General features: G+C 69.4%; 14 protein-coding genes and 1 pseudogene. 7 read left to right on the forward strand and 8 right to left on the reverse strand.

Annotated features, from left to right (window positions below):
* Positions 1–41: 41 nt before the first annotated feature.
* The 3 genes and pseudogenes from Actob_RS20095 to Actob_RS20105 form a co-directional block, all read right to left on the reverse strand.
* Positions 42–417, reverse strand: a pseudogene (locus Actob_RS20095) (transposase); the annotation flags it as partial.
* A 188-nt stretch (positions 418–605) separates the two neighbouring features.
* Positions 606–1,070, reverse strand: a complete 465-nt coding sequence (locus Actob_RS20100; RefSeq protein ID WP_284921838.1) for a hypothetical protein — start codon at positions 1,068–1,070, stop codon at positions 606–608.
* 215 nt (positions 1,071–1,285) lie between these two features.
* Complete coding sequence (locus Actob_RS20105; RefSeq protein ID WP_284921839.1) at positions 1,286–1,696, reverse strand: HflX-like GTP-binding protein; 411 nt, start codon at positions 1,694–1,696, stop codon at positions 1,286–1,288.
* 279 nt (positions 1,697–1,975) lie between these two features.
* Here Actob_RS20105 and Actob_RS20110 point away from each other — a divergent pair, with 279 nt between their 5' ends.
* Positions 1,976–2,563: a hypothetical protein gene (locus tag Actob_RS20110; protein WP_284921840.1), complete on the forward strand. Its 588-nt coding sequence runs from the start codon at positions 1,976–1,978 to the stop codon at positions 2,561–2,563.
* A gap of 479 nt (positions 2,564–3,042) precedes the next feature.
* On the opposite strand, the gene Actob_RS20115 is transcribed toward Actob_RS20110, so the two are convergent.
* A complete protein-coding gene (locus Actob_RS20115; protein WP_284921841.1) occupies positions 3,043–3,522 on the reverse strand; it encodes an RICIN domain-containing protein in 480 nt (159 codons plus the stop codon).
* 195 nt (positions 3,523–3,717) lie between these two features.
* Positions 3,718–3,984, reverse strand: coding sequence for a hypothetical protein (locus Actob_RS20120; protein WP_284921842.1), 267 nt, complete (start codon positions 3,982–3,984; stop codon positions 3,718–3,720).
* A gap of 519 nt (positions 3,985–4,503) precedes the next feature.
* Here Actob_RS20120 and Actob_RS20125 point away from each other — a divergent pair.
* From Actob_RS20125 to Actob_RS20140, 4 genes are all read left to right on the forward strand, one after another.
* Complete coding sequence (locus Actob_RS20125; protein ID WP_284921843.1) at positions 4,504–4,710, forward strand: heavy-metal-associated domain-containing protein; 207 nt, start codon at positions 4,504–4,506, stop codon at positions 4,708–4,710.
* Positions 4,711–4,713: 3 nt separating this feature from the next.
* Entirely contained in the window at positions 4,714–5,664 is a 951-nt protein-coding gene (locus Actob_RS20130; protein WP_284921844.1) for a hypothetical protein, read from the forward strand.
* A gap of 10 nt (positions 5,665–5,674) precedes the next feature.
* Positions 5,675–7,885: a heavy metal translocating P-type ATPase gene (locus tag Actob_RS20135; protein ID WP_284921845.1), complete on the forward strand. Its 2,211-nt coding sequence runs from the start codon at positions 5,675–5,677 to the stop codon at positions 7,883–7,885.
* A 172-nt stretch (positions 7,886–8,057) separates the two neighbouring features.
* Positions 8,058–11,318 (forward strand): NACHT domain-containing protein, encoded by a 3,261-nt coding sequence (locus Actob_RS20140; RefSeq protein ID WP_284921846.1) that lies wholly within the window; start codon positions 8,058–8,060, stop codon positions 11,316–11,318.
* A gap of 228 nt (positions 11,319–11,546) precedes the next feature.
* Here the strand turns inward: Actob_RS20140 and Actob_RS20145 are convergent, their stop codons facing one another.
* The 3 genes from Actob_RS20145 to Actob_RS20155 all read right to left on the reverse strand — a co-directional run bounded on the left by Actob_RS20145 (position 11,547) and on the right by Actob_RS20155 (position 14,584).
* Positions 11,547–12,953 (reverse strand): glycosyl hydrolase family 18 protein, encoded by a 1,407-nt coding sequence (locus Actob_RS20145; protein WP_407653713.1) that lies wholly within the window; start codon positions 12,951–12,953, stop codon positions 11,547–11,549.
* 199 nt (positions 12,954–13,152) lie between these two features.
* Complete coding sequence (locus tag Actob_RS20150) at positions 13,153–13,851, reverse strand: molybdate ABC transporter substrate-binding protein (RefSeq protein ID WP_284921848.1); 699 nt, start codon at positions 13,849–13,851, stop codon at positions 13,153–13,155.
* 7 nt (positions 13,852–13,858) lie between these two features.
* Positions 13,859–14,584: a lytic polysaccharide monooxygenase gene (locus Actob_RS20155; RefSeq protein WP_284921849.1), complete on the reverse strand. Its 726-nt coding sequence runs from the start codon at positions 14,582–14,584 to the stop codon at positions 13,859–13,861.
* A gap of 237 nt (positions 14,585–14,821) precedes the next feature.
* On the opposite strand from Actob_RS20155, the gene Actob_RS20160 reads away from it, so the two are divergent.
* Both Actob_RS20160 and Actob_RS20165 read left to right on the forward strand, forming a co-directional pair.
* Positions 14,822–16,120 (forward strand): carbohydrate-binding protein, encoded by a 1,299-nt coding sequence (locus tag Actob_RS20160; RefSeq protein WP_284921850.1) that lies wholly within the window; start codon positions 14,822–14,824, stop codon positions 16,118–16,120.
* Positions 16,121–16,202: 82 nt separating this feature from the next.
* A complete protein-coding gene (locus tag Actob_RS20165) occupies positions 16,203–18,536 on the forward strand; it encodes a M4 family metallopeptidase (RefSeq protein WP_284921851.1) in 2,334 nt (777 codons plus the stop codon).
* The last annotated feature ends 1 nt before the right edge of the window (position 18,537 follow it).

The raw sequence follows: 18,537 nt of genomic DNA on the forward strand, positions 1-18,537 counted from the left end.
CGGCAACAGCAGCCGGGGCCAACCCCGCGCGGTGCGCACCGCCTCCTCGGCCGGCAGCCGTGCCGCCTGCTCTCGGCGCCGTCCGGGCGCGACCACGGCGAGACATCCACCGCCAGCACCAGCCGACCGTCTGCGGCCCGGGGCAACGGCAAGCCGGCCAGCTGCCGATGCAGCGACTTTACGTCGATGCGCCCCGCGTTGAGCGCGTCGTACATGGCGCCGTGGCCGCGCCGGTGCTCCGGGGCTAGGGACAAGCCCGACCAGGGTCTTGACCGGCCCGTCGGTGCACAACAGGGCGTCCGTCAGTTCGAACAAGGCGTCGGCCCGCCTGATCATGCACTGGTAGCGCTGCTCACGGAATCCCGCTAACACATCGATAACTTTCGTCCCGTTGGCCACGGCCGCCACAACGATCATCAAGAGGCGCGGACACGGCTCCGCGGGCCTCAGCACCCCGAAGCGTCAACGACCCCAGGCACCCATGACGCTCAGCTACAGCAGTTGGCTCGGAAGCGGGCCGACGAGTGCACGGATCTGGCCGACGAAAGTGCGTTTGAACTGCTGAGTGAATGCGAGCTGGACACTGTCTGCGGCGATCTCATGCGCTACCCGGCTGCCATGATGCGAACGATGCTTGCCCCCTCGACTGTGCTGCCTCCTCGCTGCTCGGAGGAGATCAGGTTGTAGTAGCCGGGCTGGGCGTCGAAGGGTATGACAATGCTGCTTACCGGCCTGTCCGCCAGCGAATCGGATGGATGAAGGGGTGTGGCAGCAAACGACTCGGACGCCGTGGTCCCTGTCGTGGTTTGCTTCAGCTCCGCGACGTTGTCGAAGGGGCCAACCAGTCGCGCGTTCAATTCGGGGGCAGAGGATCCGGGTGTTCCCTCCTGCGCGGCTACCGCCCAGTGCAGGCTGAACGTTTCGCCAGGCCGGTACTGCTTGTCGATATCGTTCTCGTCGCAGCAGGAGTAGGTCACGACGGTGCCGGTCGGCTGACCCGGCGCGTCATCGGAGCAGGCCGCCAGAGTCATCAACGAAAGTGTTGCCGCCACGACTCGATACAGCCTCATGGCAAGATCATAGGGGCGAACGCACGCCCTGACCTGCGCGGCACGAAGCGGCGAAGATCCGTTGGACCTCAGGTCAAGTCAGCCGGCCACAAGGCGGATCTGATAGCCGCCGCCCGGCTACCGAAGCGCTGACGATCCCGCTTCAAGATGCACGCTTCTGCCGCGATCCGCTCACGAGCCGGCCAAGTTCAAGTGCGGGCTTCGGCGAAGCTGGGCTACCCGGTCTCGCCGTGGGCAGCCAGGTCGTCGCCGCTCAAGACGAGGCAGCCGAGGATCTCTGTCAGGACACTCCGCTGGCGGCGTGTCAGGGTGTTGACGAAGACCGCGGCGTCGATGTCCGCCTCTCGGCACGCCAGGGCGATCTCGCGGAGCTTGCCATGTGTCAGCAGTGTGCGGCGGGAAAAGGGCTGCGACATTCGCAGCGATCCGCCGGGGCGCTGCTTCCACCGGTCAGACGCGCCCCGGCGCTGGACAAAACGGGCCACCACCCGGCCACCACGGGCCTCGACCAGACCGGCGAACTCGTCGAGCCTGGCCTCGTACTGCTTCTCCTTGGCCGAAAACAGACCGATGAGTACTACGTCGACACCATCGAGTGGGTCACCAAGGTTCCGGTACTGCTTCACGCCGCCATGATCGCTTCGGGCGCGCCGACGAGCCACAAGTTTCGAGGCATCCCGTCTCTCGGATGATCAGCTAGCACGACCCTGTCACCAGGGATGCCGGCGACCGAGTCGTCGCGGCGGCCGGCCCGAACAGCGTCGAGATCAGCGGCGGAATGGGGACTACCGCACCCGCCTTGACCAGGTAATATGCCACCGCTAAGGTGTCCCGCCGTGCCATGCCAGCGATGCGGAACCAACCTCGACCACCCCGGACAGGGCCACGACTGTCGGGGCGCTACCGTGCCCCGCGCCACACCACCCAGCAACTGGGCCACCACCACATGGGCGGCGATCACCCTCAGCACCCTGCTCTCCGTCACCGCGGCCACCCTTGCCCTGGTCATCACCTTCAATGCCAGTACCGCGACAACCGCTTCGATGCACCTGGCTGCCGGCCTGCTCACCCTCGCCACCATCGGCGTCGCACTGGCCTGGCGCCGCACCACCCGCGTCACCGTTGACCTCTTCGGCGGTCACGCCCGCCGCTACCTCAGCTCGTGGGGAACGCGACTCTGGTCGATGCTGCTGTTCTCCGGCTATGCGGTGCAATACCTCGGCGGGGCCGACAACAAGCGCGCCCTCGTCGCCGGGGCCATCCTGCGTGCGCTCGCCGCACTCGCGCTGCTGGCCGAAGTCCTGACAACTCGCACTCGCGTCCACCGGCTCGTCGCCGGCCTCGTCGAAGCCCCGAACCGATACGAGCCCAACTCACCCGACGACGGCATGCTCCCGCAACTCGTCGCCTGGAACGCCACCCAATGGGACCCCGAACTCCAAGCCGAAATCGAACACCGCCGCCGCCACGGCACCGGACAGCCCCGGCCATGAACGGCGCGCGGCACGGCCATCAAGCGGTGAGCCCAGCGGCCGGATGCTGCCCGGGCGCAGGGATGCAACGTCCCGGTCCACCGGATTCGAGTTTCTGAAAACGGCGACGGCATACGGATCTGCCGCGATCCGTGCTCGTTGGGCTTTCCCATTCTCCGGTCGTCCCGTTCAGCGCCCACTCTTGCCGATGCGTGAACGTCCACGCGGATCGCCTCGGAAGCGTCTAATCGGCTCGCTGGGCCGGCCTGAGTGGTTGAAGATGTTCATGGCCCTGCCCTAGTTGCTTCTCCTCACCCCGGGAGAGCGGCCGAGGAAACTCAGGAGAGGGAGGCAGCCCGTTCGAGCCGGGCCAGGGCGGGCTTCACTAGCCATCGAAGCTTGCGGTGCTCCTGTGCATTCATCTGCCGCTGACCGTGAGCGGTGGCTACAGGGGGTAGCTGCAGCGACGTCGAGGTGGAGCGGAAGGTCAGACGGCAAGCTCAGTTGCTGGAGTGCAAGCGGAACTCCCAATTCTGGTTGTGCCCTCCGTTGCACTCCCAGTTCTGGACCTTGCCGCCGTCGACCCAGATGGTCTCCAAGGCGGCGTCCATGCACCAGCCGTTGTACCCGTTCCGCAGCGTAGAGCCCTCCCGACGCCACTGGGCATTTTCCCAGCCGAGACAGTCATACATCTGGAGCTGTGCGCCCCTGTCCCAGATGAACTCGCGCGGCGCGTCCAGGCACTTGGAGTGGTAGGCGTTCACTAGATTGGTGCCGGACCAGTACCACAGCTGTTGGGGCTTGCCGTTGCAGGATCGCAGTTGAACCCGTGCCTTGTTGCCTAGGTTTGCGTTGTCGAAGTCCAGGCATCTGCCGTTGAAACCGCTGTGCACGGTGTAGAAGGTCGGACCGGCCTGCGCGGGCGCGGCGACCAGCACGGCGGCGGCGACGAAAAATCCGCTGACCAGAGCTTTAAGCATGTTTTCCTCCGATTTCGATGAGTCGGAGAAAGCGTATATAGCAATCTGGCGGGGGTGGGTCGATTCGGGCGAGGTCCGGGTCCTGCAGTGCTGTAGGCCGCTCCTGGCTCTCCCGCGCGGTCGGGCAACTCGGCACGCACGCCGCGGCGCCGCCGTATCCACCACCAGCGCCGCACGGGCATGTGTACGCCGCAGCTACCGCCACTGCCGGGCCCGGCACGCCTCCGAACAGAAACCCGGAGCCTTGCTCGCGCCCTTCGGCAGCACGCCATCACAGCCGCTAAACCGACCCGGCCCCGGCTTGGGCTTGCGCGCCGAGCCCTTCGCCACCGGAAGCAGACGCCCGCCGCTCATTCCACCAAGGGTAGAACCGCGCACCGAGCACCCCGTCAACACCACGAGCAGCCATTTCAAGCCAAAGATGCTGGTCAAAGCATGATCAAAGTGCAGGAACAGGCTCAAGCCGGGGCCGCCTTGTGCGGTCATCTGACCCTTGCGAGGTCTTCCGGCAGACCGTGCGCCCGCGGGTCGAGTTCGGGTTCTCTGGCGCGGCTCCTCCGGTCGCACGCCCCCGTCGATGACTCGGCGCATGTCGCTTACCTACCGCGGGCTCTGCGTCTGGCCGCCGCGGACGACGAGGCGCGGTATCTGGCCGGCCGGATCGCCGCCGGTGTACGTCTCGCTGCTGGCGATCAGCGCGAGCCCCGCGATCAGCGGGGACAACCCGTACGCGGTTGCGGAATTCCTCAGGGAGACGCGGCTGCTTCGCCCTGGTGAGGGCTGTGTCGCCGGTCCCAGGGGCCATCATCGCGGCGAACTCACGGGCGAGCTGATGGAGGGCGTAGTTCCGGGCCGTCGGCATCACGTGGGCGGCGTGACGCCCGTCACCGCGGTCGCTGTTGATACCCCTAGGGGGTATAGGTATGGTGATGTTCGACGGGCGGTGCTGCGCCGCCCCGTCACGAGACAAAGGAGATCGCCATGGCCACCGAGACGTACACCGTGACCGGTATGACCTGCTCGCACTGCGTCAACTCGGTGAGCGCCGAGATCGGGCGGCTGCCCGGCGTGACCGCCGTTCAGGTCGAGCTGGCCTCCGGCGCGGTCACCGTCACCAGCAACGAACCCCTCGACGAGGCCGCCGTCGCCGCGGCCGTCGACGAGGCCGGCTACGAACTCGCGAGGTAGGTCATGAACACCGCTGTGAAACTCGGCGGCTTCGGGATCGGGCTGGCGGCCGTGTTCACGGCCGCCCTCGGCCTCGGCCGCACCACCGGCCACGCCCCGGCGGCCACCCCGCCGGCGGCCCACGGCCACGACGCCACGACAGCGGCCGAGTCCGTCGCCACGCTGCCCGCCGGGCTACAGGTCAGCCAGGACGGCTACCGGCTCACCCCGCTCACCGGCGCGCTGTCCACCGGCGCGCCGCGGGAGTTCCGGTTCCAGATCACCGGGCCCGACAACAGGCCGGTCACGTCCTACACGACCAGCCACGACAAGGACCTGCACCTGATCGTGGTGCGCCGCGACCTGGCCGGCTTCCAGCACGTGCACCCCCGGCTGGCCGCCGACGGCACCTGGTCGATCCCGCTCGCGGTGCCCGCCGCGGGGCAATATCGGGTGTTCGCCGACTTCCGGCCCGCCGGCCACGACGGTCTCACCCTCGGCGCCGACGTGCCCGCCCCGGGCGACTACCGGCCCACCCCGCTCCCGGCGGCCGCCCGCACGGCCACTGTCGACGGCTACACCGTCACCCTCGCCGGCGACCTCACTCCGGGCGCCGCGTCGCGGCTGACCCTGTCGGTCAGCAAGGCCGGCCGGCCGGTCACCGACCTGCAGCCGTACCTCGGCGCGTACGGTCATCTGGTCGCGCTGCGCGACGGTGACCTGGCCTACCTGCATGTGCATCCGGATGGGGAGCCCGGCGACGGCCGCACCCCGGCCGGACCGGAGGTCGCCTTCCACGCCGAGGTCCCGTCGGCCGGTGCCTACCGGCTCTACCTGGACTTCCAGCATGGTGGCAAAGTCCGCACCGCCGAGTTCACCGCGGTTGCCGGCCCGCCGATCAACACGCCGCCACCGGTGGCGGCAGCCACGCCGAGCCCGTCCGGGCACGGCGCCGACGGTCACACCCACGACTAGGAGGACACCGATGACGGTGAGGGTGGCCCCGAACCAGATCGAGTTGTCGATCGGTGGGATGACGTGTGCGTCGTGTGCGGCGCGGATCGAGAAGAAGCTCAACCGGATGGACGGGGTCAGCGCCACCGTCAATTACGCCACCGAAAAGGCTTCGGTCAGCTTTCCGGCCGGCGTGACCACCGGCGACCTGATCGCCACCGTGGAGAAGACCGGCTACACCGCCAGCGAGGTCCAGCCGGAGAAGGCGCAGCCCACCGACGAACTGCACGACGCTCGTACCCGACTGTGGGTCTCGCTGGTCCTCAGCGTCCCGGTCGTCTTGCTGGCGATGGTGCCGGCGTGGCAGTTCACCTATTGGCAGTGGTTGTCGTTGACGTTGGCCGCGCCGGTGGTGGTGTATGGCGGTTGGCCGTTTCATCGGGCTGCTTGGACGAATCTGCGGCATGGTGCCGCGACGATGGACACGCTCGTGTCGCTCGGGACGGTGGCGGCGTTCGGCTGGTCGGTGTGGGCGTTGTTTTTCGGTACGGCCGGAACTCCCGGCATGACGCATCCGTTCGAGCTGGTGATCGGCCGTGGCGACGGCACTGGGGCGATCTATCTGGAGGCGGCCGCCGGGGTGACCACGTTCATCCTGGCCGGGCGCTACTTCGAGGCTCGCTCCAAGCGCCGTGCCGGCGCGGCCCTGCGCGTCCTGCTGGAGCTCGGCGCCAAGGACGTCACCGTGCTGCGCGACGGTGTGGAGCAGCGCGTCCCGGTCGCGGCGCTGGTGGTGGGGGACCGGTTCGTGGTCCGCCCCGGGGAGAAGATCGCCACCGACGGTGTGGTGGAGGACGGGACGTCGGCGGTGGACGCCAGCATGCTCACCGGTGAGTCGGTGCCGGTCGAGGTGGCACCCGGCGACACCGTAGCCGGTGCGACAGTCAACGCCGGCGGCCGGCTGATCGTGCGGGCCAGCCGGGTCGGCGCGGACACCCAGCTCGCCCAGATGGCCCGGCTGGTGGAGCAGGCCCAGACCGGTAAGGCGCCGGTGCAGCGGCTCGCCGACCGGATCTCCGGGATCTTCGTGCCGGTCGTCATCGCCCTGGCGGCGGCGACGCTGGGCTGGTGGGTCGGCACCGGCTCTGGCTGGACGGCGGCGTTCACCGCGGCGGTGGCTGTGTTGATCATCGCGTGTCCGTGTGCGCTGGGTCTGGCCACGCCGACGGCGTTGCTGGTCGGGACGGGCCGGGGTGCGCAGCTGGGGATTCTGATCAAGGGTCCGCAGGTGCTGGAGTCGACCCGGGCGGTGGACACGGTGGTGCTGGACAAGACCGGCACGGTGACGACCGGCCGGATGAGTCTGCTGGAGGTGAGCGCGGCGGCGGGTGAGGATCGTGACGAGGTGCTGCGGCTGGCCGGGGCGGTGGAGGCGGCCTCGGAACACCCGATCGCCCAGGCTGTCGCGCGGGCCGCGGCCGAGCGGGGCGGGTTGCCGCCGGTGACCGGGTTCGCCGGCCTGCAGGGTGTGGGGGTGAGCGGCACGGTGGAGGGTCGTGCGGTGTTGGTCGGCCGGTTGGGGCTGCTGCGCGAGCGCGGCTATCTGGTGCCGGCCGGGGTGGAGCAGGCGTTGGGCGCGGCCCGCAAGGCCGGTCGTACGGCGGTGGTGGTCGGCTGGGATGCCCGGGTGCGCGGGGTGCTGGCGGTGGCTGATGTGGTGAGGCCGAGCAGCCGGGACGCGGTCGCGGCGTTGCGGCGGCTGGGGTTGCGGCCGGTGTTGCTGACCGGTGACAACGATGTGGTGGCGCGGGCGGTCGCCGCTCAGATCGGTGTCGATGAGGTGTTCGCGGAGGTGTTGCCGGCCGGGAAGGTGGAGGTGGTCAAGGGTTTGCAGGAGCGGGGCCGGGTGGTGGCGATGGTCGGTGACGGGGTCAACGACGCGGCCGCGCTGGCGCAGGCCGATCTGGGTCTGGCGATGGGTACCGGGACCGACGCCGCGATCGAGGCCGCTGATCTGACCCTGGTCCGTGGTGATCTGAGTGTCGCGGCTGATGCGATCCGGTTGTCCCGGCGCACCCTGCGGGTCATCAAGAGCAATCTGTTCTGGGCTTTCGCCTACAACGTCGCCGCGCTGCCACTGGCCGCGGCCGGCCTGCTCAACCCGATGATCGCCGGCGCCGCGATGGCGTTCTCCTCGGTCTTCGTCGTCGCCAACAGCCTACGACTACGCCGCTTCCACTGAACCGGCCACCGCTGCCCGGCCCCACCACGGGGCCGGGCAGCGCCGCGTTCGCTGATCCTCGGGTGGGCCTTACTCGGGGTGATCCCTGCTCTCGGCCGTCTAGATCGCCGCTGCGACAGCACCCTCGTCACCGCATCCAGGAGTCGCTACAGTCCGCATGGGGGCGATTACGATGAGCGGTGTCGAAGCGGCGTTGGTCAATGTCGGGCGAGCGGTGGTGACACCCGTCTTCTCGCGATGGCTCGCTGACCGGCGCGCCGCCCGTGAGCGGGCGTTGCCGCTGGCGCACTTGTTGCGAGACAGGGCATCCGATGAGCTGTCGCGGCGTCGGGGAGAGCGTCAGATCGAGGCGGTGATCGACGAAGTCGCCGAGCGACTGGGTCCGTTGCTCGTCACTCGCTTCACAACAATGTCGTCGCACGAGAAGGAAGCCACCTTGGAGGCGGTGGCAGACACCTTCAGGCGGGCCGACCTCTCGGACGAAGCGCTGTTCGCAACCGACCTCAACCCGGAACGGTTGGGCACTTACCTGCGCCGGTACTCACCCCCTGCGGCTCTCTCCGAGCTTGGTGGACGGTTGTATGACCTGGTACTCGACGACTGCTGCGCCTGCTTCGTCGAACTCGTGAAGCAGGCGACGCCGTTCTCAAGCCGGGCCACGGTGGAAACCCTCGAACGGCTGAGCGGCCTCGCGACTCTCATGAACTACACGATCCGGCGCCTCGAGCTGACATGGCTACCACCAGTGGATTTTGGTACGAAATATAATGAGGCGCTGGTCAAGAAGCTCAACGTGATGGAGATGGTCGGCGTTGAACCGGCATATCAGACACGGACCAAGCTGAACGTGGCATACATCGGGCTCAGCGCGAGCGGGGACAGCGCCGGTCCGGCGCCGGAGTCACCGTGGGAACCAGGAATGGTTCGTCACGCACTGTCAAACGGCGGATCCGAGGGCATCGAGCAGGCCCTGGCAAAACGGAGTCGTACGCTGATCCGCGGGGAGGCCGGTGCCGGCAAGTCGACGCTGTTGCGCTGGCTGGCGGTGACTGCGGCGGAGAACGGTTTCGCAGGTGCGCTGGCAGGTTGGAACGGCAAGGTTCCGTTTCTGATCAAACTGCGTAGCTGGCCGGAGCGGCTACCCACACCGGAGCAATTCCTCACCGGGGTGGCCGACGTGATCGTCGGGACCATGCCACCTGGCTGGGTGCACCGGCAACTCGGGGAAGGGCGCGGGCTCCTGCTCGTGGACGGCGTTGACGAGCTCCCCGCCGAGCGGCGCCCGGCGGTGCGCGCCTGGGTCAAGGAGCTGCTGGACATGTATCCGGAGTCGCTGATGGTGGTCACCTCCCGGCCGCCGGCCGCGTCGGTTCGATGGCTGGAAGATGAGGCGTTCGCATCGCTCACCCTGGAACGTATGTCACCGGCGGACGTACGCAACCTGATCTATCAATGGCATCGGGCGGCCGTCATCGCGCCGACTTGGCCACCGCAGAATCTCCAGCGGTACGAACAATCGCTGGTGACCCGGCTGGCAGCGAACCGGCACTTGTACCGGCTCGCCGGAAATCCGTTGATGGCCGCCATGCTGTGCGCGTTGAACGTCGGCCGCGAGACCCATCTACCGGCCGACCGCACCGGCGTCTATCAAGCAGCAGTCGACATGCTGCTGCACCGCCGCGATACGGAACGCGAGATACGGTCGACAATGCCGGAGATGACGGTATTTGAACGCCTGCAGCTTCTCCAAGGCATCGCATGGCAGCTGTCGGTGAATGGCCGGTCCGAGTTGTCCCGCGCCGAGACGCTGGATTACCTGCGACGCCGGCTGGCTGCCATGCCGGGGGTGACGGCGTCAGCCGACACTGTATTGACGCATCTCGTTGAGCGCAGCGGTTTGCTGCGCGAGCCGACGATGGATCGCATCGACTTCGTCCACCGCACTTTCCAGGAGTACTTAACAGCTCGGGAAGCGGCCGATCAGAACATGGGCGGGATGCTGGCCGGCCAAGCTCACTTGGACACCTGGCGCGAGATCGTCATCATGGCGGCCGGGCAAGGCAACAATCCTATGCGGACGGAATTGATCGAGGGCATCCTCCGGCGGGCAGACCGCGAACCCCGGCGGCGCCGCGCGCTCATTCTGCTCGTCGCGGCATGTCGGGAGACGATGCCGTCCCTGGAGCCGCCGGAGTTGCTGAAGGAGATCGATCGCCGCCTCGACAGCCTGCTTCCGCCGCGCAACCGCATCGAGGCCCGTTCGCTCTACACCGTGGGAGAGCAGTTGCTGCACCGCCTGTCAGCCGACGGGACGAGCCTCACCCCGAAGCAGGCTGTCGCGGTGATTCGCACGGCTGCTCTTATCAACGGATCGCAAGCGCTGCACCTGATCGCCGGCTACGCGGATGACGCTCGCGTCGAGGTCCAACGTGAACTCGCTGAGGTATGGCGGTATTTCGATCCCGAGCAGTATGCCGAGCGCGTTCTCCAGGACGCTCCGCTCGACGGCGGCCGCGTCTGGATCACCGAGCCGATGCTGATGCGGTACGCATCCCGGCTGCGCAACCTGACCGCGATGCGGCTCGATTGCGAGGCTACAGTGGATCTCGGCTCCTTGGATGCGTGCCGGAAACTGACTCGTTTGAGTTTGATGAAAGGCTGGCGAGGATCCACCCGTGCGCTGGTCGCATCTTTCGCCGGTCTACGCGCCTTGATGCTCAGCGCCAATCGGTTGATTACCGCCGAGGACGTTTTGCCTCTCACTGAGCTGCCCGAGCTCCGTCGGCTATGGCTGTACGGTGACGGCGTTTCGCAGGGCGCCGCTGACGCGCTCACTTCGGCAAGGCAATTGACGGACGTTCACCTGACGAGTGCGGAGCGCATCGATCTTTCCTCGGTAGCCGGCCTGCCCTCCTTGCGGATGCTTGGCGTTTCCGGACAAGGGTCCGGCTTGCTCCGCGGAGTGTCGGCGCCCCGCCTGACCGGTCTCTCGCTAGGCCGTCTGAGCTCCGCGCCGGTCGAACCGAAAGGGCTGGCCGAAGCCTTTCCCATGGTGACCGAGCTGCAGCTCTACGGTTCCGGCTGGCCGGATGACCTGGGCTTCGTGGGGGATCTTCCCCGTCTGGAATGCCTATCATTGGATCACGCGATGGCGGGCCGTGTCGCCGGTCTCCGCGCCCCGGCGACCCTCCGAGAGGTTGGGCTCGGCTTCGCTGGTGAGGTAGATCTGACCGCGCTGAGCCGACTGTCGCAGCTGCGCCGGATCAGCCTCCGATGGATCGAGCGTCCCGTCGACCTGTCTCCCCTGTCGAAGTGGGACGGCGGCGCCCTCACCATCACGGTTACCCCAGATCAGCGACTCACGCACCGTCGGCAAATGCCATCGACGGTACGAATTCGGCGCGTTGACCCGGATGGCACCAGCTACGAATGACAGTGCATTGGACAGCGGGCGAGCGGGTCATGCTGTCGGACCAGCCGACTTGACCGCCACGTTGCTTGACGGTTCGGCTCCGATCTCAGCGCGCTGGATCCGGTGACGCGTGCCGCTGGGGTCGCCGGACGTACCGTGCGGCTTCGCAACCCTGCAGGAACGCGGGGAGGGGTGAGTCGAGGTGAGTAGGCGGAGAGCCGGTGACCGGCCCTCCGCTCACCCGTGATGCTAGAGGTTGCCGCTGATCGCGGAGATCAGCTCACCGTTGCTGGTGTCGCCGGAGAACTCCCAGAAGAACGCGCCACCGAGGTTCTGCTGCTTGGCGTACGCCATCTTCCCGGCGATCGTGGCGGGCGTGTCATAGCTCCACCAGTTGCTGCCGCACTTGGCGTAGGCGGTGCCGGCCACCGTCCCGGTAGCCGGGCAGCTGTTCTTGAGAACCTTGTAGTCCTCGATGCCGGCCTCGTAGGTGCCGGGCGCCGCCCCGGTCGCCGACCCGCCGGGCTCGGTCTGGGTGACGCCGGTCCAGCCCCGGCCGTAGAAGCCGACGCCGAGCAGGAGCTTGTCGGACGGGATGCCCTTGCTCTTCAGCTTCTGGATCGCCGCGTCGGTGTAGAACCCGGCGATCGGGATGCCGTTGTAGGAGGTGAGCGGGGAGTGCGGAGCGGTCGGGCCGGTGTTCGCCCAGGCGCCGAAGTAGTCGTAGGTCATCGGGAAGACCTTGTTGAGCTTCTGCGCCGCGGTGGCGTAATCGGTCAGGTCGATCTTGCCGCCGGTGCTGCCGTCGGCGGTGATCGCCGAGGTGATCAGGTAGTTCTGGCCGAACTTGGTGCGCAGGGCGGTGATCACCTTGTTGAACGCGTCCGGTCCGCTGCTGTCGCACTGCAGGCCGCAGGCGTTCGGGTACTCCCAGTCGATGTCGATGCCGTCGAAGACGTCGGCCCAGCGCGGGTCCTCGATCATGCTGTAGCAGGAGTCGGCGAACGCGGCCGGGTTCTGCGCGGCCTGGGTGAACCCGCCCGACCAGGTCCAGCCGCCGATCGAGTAGATCACCTTGAGGTGCGGGTACTTCTTCTTCAGCTTGCGCAGCTGGTTGAAGTTGCCGCGCAGCGGCTGGTCCCAGGTGTCGGCGACGCCGTCGACGGACTGGTCGGCGGTGTAGGCCTTCTCGTAGTCGGCATAGGAGTCGCCGATCGAGCACCGGCCGCCGGTGGTGTTGCCGAAGGCGTACAGGATGTGGGTGACCTTCGACGCCGATCCGGACGTGTCGATGTTCTTCACGTGGTAGTTGCGGCCGTACACGCCCCACTCGGCGAAGTAGCCGACGACCCACTTGTCGCCGGACGGGCCGGTCGGCGGAGTGGAGGGCGAGGTCGGCGGGGTGGACGGCGAGCTGGGCGGGGTGCTCGGGTCGCTACCGCCGTCGCAGGCGCCCTTGTCCGCCCACACGCCCCATTGGCCGCTCGCGGACGGGACATCGCCCTGCGTCCACCATTTCGCCGAATAATTCTTGCTTTGGTACGACACGGTGTTGCCGCCGGTGTAGATCTGCGTGGCACTCCACGCCGGCGCACACGGTGTCGCCGCGGCCGCGGTGGCGACCGGGAGCAGCATCGACGCCGCCCCGATCAGCATCGCGGCGCCGGCCCAGAGGGTACGGCGAGTGATCATGAGAACTCCCATGTATTGACATCCATCGATCAATGGGGCCGCACGACGCCGTTGTCGTGCGGCCCGGGACGTTCGGACCGTGCCGGGGAGGACCCGCCGAGCGTGTTCAGGCCGCGGCGGATCCGGTGCCGGAGCGGGTCCGCCGGGCCGGGGCCGAGCGTGTTCAGGCCGCGGAGAACCCCGCGTCCGAGAACACCCGCTGGGCCAGGGCCGAGCGCATCAGCTCCCGGAAGGCGTCAGCGGTGACCGGGTTCCCGCCGGGCTTGGTGAGCACCACGACGTACTGGTCGGCGTGCTCGATGCCCTCGCGGAAGTCGACGACCCGCAGGTCGGCCCCGGCCGCGACGACGTCGGTGCGGTGCACCACCGCCACGTCCGCGGCGCCGGTGACCACCGCCGCCACCGCGCCGGGCCCGTCGGTCCGTACCGTCGCCGGAACCAGCCCGGCCGCGTCGCCGCCGACCGCCACCCGGACTCCGGGCCGGCGCAGGTCCGCGGCGGTGTTGACGGTCGTCGCGGTCCGGGCGGTGGCGATGACGAGCGGATTGCGAGCCACGACCGTGGCCTCGTCCACGGCGCCCGGGTCGTCGGTGACCAGGACATCCGCCGCGGCTTTGCCGGTGCCGTACTCGACGGCGACGTCGGTGCCCGGGAACGCCTCCTCGAACTGGTCGGTCAGGACGCCGAGGACCGGCTTGAGCTGGTCGTCGGCCCGTACGACCAGGTGTCCCGCCGGCTGCCCGGACGCCGCCACCGTGTCGTGGTGGTGATGCGCGGGCTCGGCGGCGGGTGCCGGAGGCGCGGGCGAGCAACCCGCCACGGCCAGCGCCGCGGTGGCCGCCACGAGTCGGAATCGGATCATCGGAGGCTCAGCAGGCGCCCTTGTCCTGCCAGACACCCCACTGGCCGCCGGTGCCCGGCTCCTCGCCCTGCGTCCACCAGCGAGCGGTCCAGTTGTGACCGGCGTGCGACACGGTGGCCCCGCCGGTGTAGACCGCGGAGGCGGACCAGGCCGTCACGCAGTTGCCGCTGGGCGGCGTGCTCGGACTGGTCGGGGGAGTGCTGGGCCCGCCTCCGCCACCGCCGACGTTGACGTCGACGCAGGCGTAGAAGGCGTTCGCGGTGTCGTAGATGTTCCAGACGCTGAGGATCTTGTGGCGGCCGGCCGGCAGGTTCGTCAGCGTGTGCGACACCGTCGACGGCGGCTGGGAGGCGTTGCCGCTGATCGTCTGGTGCAGCTGGCCGTCGACGTAGTACTGCCAGTTGAGCGTGCGGTGCGCGGCGGTGTTACGCCAGGTGAACGCCGTGGTGCTGGCGATGTCGCTGACCTTCCAGCCGGCGTTGTCGTTGTCCAGGACGGTGAAGCCGCTGCCGCCGCTGCAGGTCCGGGCGCCCTTGGGCGCCTCGACGCTCTGCGGCTCATAGGCGATCTCCCCGCAGCCGGTCACGGCTCCGGTGGCGCACTGGTCCTGGCGGCTGGGCGGGCTGGTGATCCAACCGTGCGCGGCGGCCGGTGCGGACGGCACCAGCACGGCCGCCAGCGGCGCCAGCATGACCGCCGCGGCGGTCGCCGCCGACCTCTTATCGATCTTCATGTCGCTCCTCGGGGATGCACGGCGGGCATGTCGACGCCCGCCGATATTTATCAGAGCGATTAACAGTTAAGTTTGTCAACAGTTTGCGTCAAAAACGCTCGGACCTGCGGAAAGAGAGCGCTCTCGGTACCCAGGGCCATCGAGAAGTGCCTATTGACGGCGGCGGCCGCGCTCCCTATCGTGTCTCGACACAACGCACGTAACAGAAGTTAACGCCTCCGTATCCAGGGAGTTGTCGTGTCTCGAAGATCAGCCGCCACCCTCGCGGCCGCCCTCGCCGCCGCTACCGTGGCGGCACTCAGCCCGACCCCGCACGCCGACGCCGCGACCGCGCCGGCCGGCATCACTCCGGGGCTGTTCGCCGCCCTGCGACGTGATCTGCGCCTGACTCCGGCGCAGGCCACCGCCCGGCTCCAGACCGATCAGCGGGCGAGCCGTACCCAGCAGGTGCTCCGCCGGACTCTCGGCGCCCGCTACGGCGGCACCTGGGTCTCCGGGAACGGCGCCACCGTCCAGGTGGGGATCACCGACGACACCGCCGCCCCGGCCGTCCGCGCGCTCGGCGCCGAACCGGTCCGGGTGCCGCGCAGCGAGGCACAACTGCGGGCCACCGTCGCGCGTCTGGACCGCGTCCCCGCGCCCGCCGCCGTCGAAGGCTGGTACGCCGATCTGGCCGGCAACACCGTCGTGGTCCTGGCGCACGGCGACGCCCTCGACGCGGGCCGCGACTTCGCCCGCCGCGCCGGTGTCCCCGGGGACGTCCGGGTGCGGGCCACCACCGAGAACCCCCGGCCCTACCTGGACGTGATCGGCGGCAACGCGTACTACATCGGCAGCGGCACGCGTTGCTCGGTCGGCTTCTCGGTCACCGGCGGGTTCGTCACGGCCGGCCACTGCGGGCAGGCCGGCGCCCGGACCAGCCAGCCCGCCGGCACGTTCCAGGGCTCCACGTTCCCGGGCCGCGACTACGCCTGGGTCCGGGTCGACGCCGGCAACACCCCGCGCGGCCTGGTGAACAACTACAGCGGCGGCACGGTCGCCGTCGCCGGCTCCAGCGAGGCGGCGGTCGGCGCCGCGGTCTGCCGCTCCGGCTCCACCACCGGCTGGCACTGCGGCACCATCCAGCAGAAGAACGCCTCGGTGACCTACGCCGAGGGCACCGTCAGCGGGCTGACCCGCACCGACGCCTGCGCCGAGCCGGGCGACTCGGGCGGCTCCTGGCTCGCCGGCAACCAGGCGCAGGGGGTCACCTCGGGCGGCTCCGGCAACTGCACCTCCGGCGGCGTCATGTACTTCCAGCCGGTCAACCCGATCCTGGCCGCCTACGGGCTGACCCTGGTCACCTCCGGCGATCCGGGACCCGGGCCCACCGGCCCGACCACGCCGGCGCCCGGCGGCACCTGGGCGCCCGGGGTCACCTACGCGACCGGCGCCCAGGTCACCTACGGCGGCGCCACCTACCGCTGCCTGCAACAGCACACCTCGATGACCGGCTGGGAACCGCCCAACGTGCCGGCCCTCTGGCAGCGCGTCTGACCGTCCGCCCGCTGACCCGGCGGGCCCGGTTCAGGGGGATGTCCGGGCCCGCCGCCCCCGTGTTTCCCACAAAGGAGTTCCGGTGACAACGAGATCCGTCCGTACCGTGCTGGCGGCCTTGACCGTCGGTGCCACCACCATCGCCTTCGCGCCACCCGCGAGCGCGCAGGCCGCCCCGCCGGCCAGCACCCCGCCCGCCGCCACCCCGCCCGCCACCGCCCTGGCCGTCGCGGACCGGGCCGCCGCCAGCGGCCTCGACGCCCTGGCCAAGGGCCCCGACGATGCCTTCCTGCGGCGCACCGCCGTCAGCGGCCTCGGCGGCCTGCGGTACGTCACCTACGACCGCACCTATCGCGGCCTGCCGGTCGTCGGCGGCGACGCCACCGTCGTGGTCGACGCGGCCGGCCACGTCACCGACACCCTCGCCGCCGACCACGGCCGGGTCACGCTCGGCTCGCTCACCCCGCGGATCCCGGCCGCCCGGGCCGCCGCGACCGCCCGCGGGCAACTCGACACCGTGTCCGAGGCCACCCGGCCGCAGCTGGTCGTCTACGCCCTGACCGCGCAGCCGCGCCTGGCCTACGAGACCCTGCTGGCCGGCACCCGCGACCGGGCCCCGAGCCGGCTGCACGTCTGGGTCGACGCGCGGACCGGCAAGGTGCTCTCCACCAAGGACGACGTCGTCTTCGAGGCGGCGCGCGGTTACCTCAACGGGTCGGTGCAGATCGACACCAACGGCGGCCTGCTGCAGGACCCGCAGCGCTCCGGGCTGTCCTGCGGCAACTACAGCAGCAAGCAGACCTACCGCAACGGCGGCACCGGCACCGGCACCGACCTGCAGACCGCCTGCGTCGACGCGTACTACGGCGTCGAGCAGGAGTGGAACATGCTGCAGTCCTGGCTCGGCCGCAACGGCATCAGCGGCACCGGCCGGGCGTTCCCGCTCTACACCGGGCTGAACGCGGTGAACGCGTACTGGGACGGCTCGACCGGCACCTTCGGCCACAACCAGTCGAACACGGCCCAGGCGGTGAGCATGGACGTGGTCGGTCACGAGATGGGCCACGCCATCGACCAGTTCACCGGCGCCGGCACCGCCGCCGAGAGCGGCCTGGGCGAGGCCACCGGCGACATCTTCGGCGCGCTGACCGAGCACTTCGCGAACAACGCCAGCGACCCCGCCGACTACACCGTCGGGGAGGAGATCAACCTGGTCGGCTCCGGGCCGATCCGGTACATGTACAACCCGGGCACCAACGGCGACCCGAGCTGCTACTCCTCGTCCATCCCGAACACCGAGGTGCACGCCGCGGCCGGCCCGACCAATCACTGGTTCTACCTGCTCGCCGAGGGCAGCCGGCCGGCCAACGGCAACCCGGCCAGCCCCACCTGCGACGGCAGCACGGTCACCGGCATCGGCATCCAGAAGGCCGGGCAGATCTTCATGTCGGCGATGAACATGAAGACCTCCGGCTGGAGCGCGCCGAAGTACCGGGGTGCCACCGTCCGCGCGGCGGTCACCCTGTTCGGCGCCGGCTCCCGGGAGTGCGCCAGCACCAAGGCCGCGTGGAGCGCGGTCAGCATCGGCGCCCAGTCCGGCGAACCGGCCTGCACCACCGTCCCGTCGGACGACTTCTCGCTGTCGACCAGCCCCACCGCCGGCACCCTGGCGCAGGGCGGCACGGTGACCACCACGGTGGCGACCCAGCTCACTGCCGGTAACGCGCAGACCGTCACGCTGAGCGCGTCCGGCCTGCCGTCCGGGGTCACCGCGACGTTCAGCCCGGCCACCGTGACCGCCGGCCAGTCGGCCACGCTGACCCTGCGGGCCACCGCTACGGCGGCCCTCGGCAGCAAGGCGATCACCATCACCGGGACCGCCCCGTCCGGTAGTCACACCGCCACCTACACCGCCACGGTGACCACCGGCCAGCCGACCGGCAACGACTTCTCGGTGTCGCTGTCCCCGGCCTCCGGCACTGTCGCTCCGGGTGACTCGGCCACCGCGTCGATCGCCACGGCCGTCACCTCGGGTAACGCCCAGACGGTGAACCTGACGGTGTCCGGGGCGCCGACCGGGGTCACCGCCGCGGTCAGCCCGCCGTCGGTCACCGCCGGTGGCTCGGCCACCCTGACCGTCACCGTCGCCGCCACCGCGGCCGCCGGCACCTACCCGCTGACGATCACCGGAAGCGGCGCCGACAACACCCACACCGCCACCTACACGCTCACCGTCTCGGGTACCCCGCCGACCGGCTGCGGTGGCGTGGCGGCCTGGTCCGCGACCCGCGGTTACGTCCCGGGTGACAAGGTGTCCTACAACGGTCACCTGTGGAACTCCACCTGGTATTCCACCGGGGCCGAGCCCGGAGCCCCCGGCTCGTGGGCGGTCTGGACCGACGCGGGCCCGTGCTGAT

Origin of the sequence: Actinoplanes oblitus (assembly GCF_030252345.1) — a bacterium.
In the GTDB taxonomy this organism is placed as follows: Bacteria; Actinomycetota; Actinomycetes; order Mycobacteriales; family Micromonosporaceae; genus Actinoplanes; species Actinoplanes oblitus.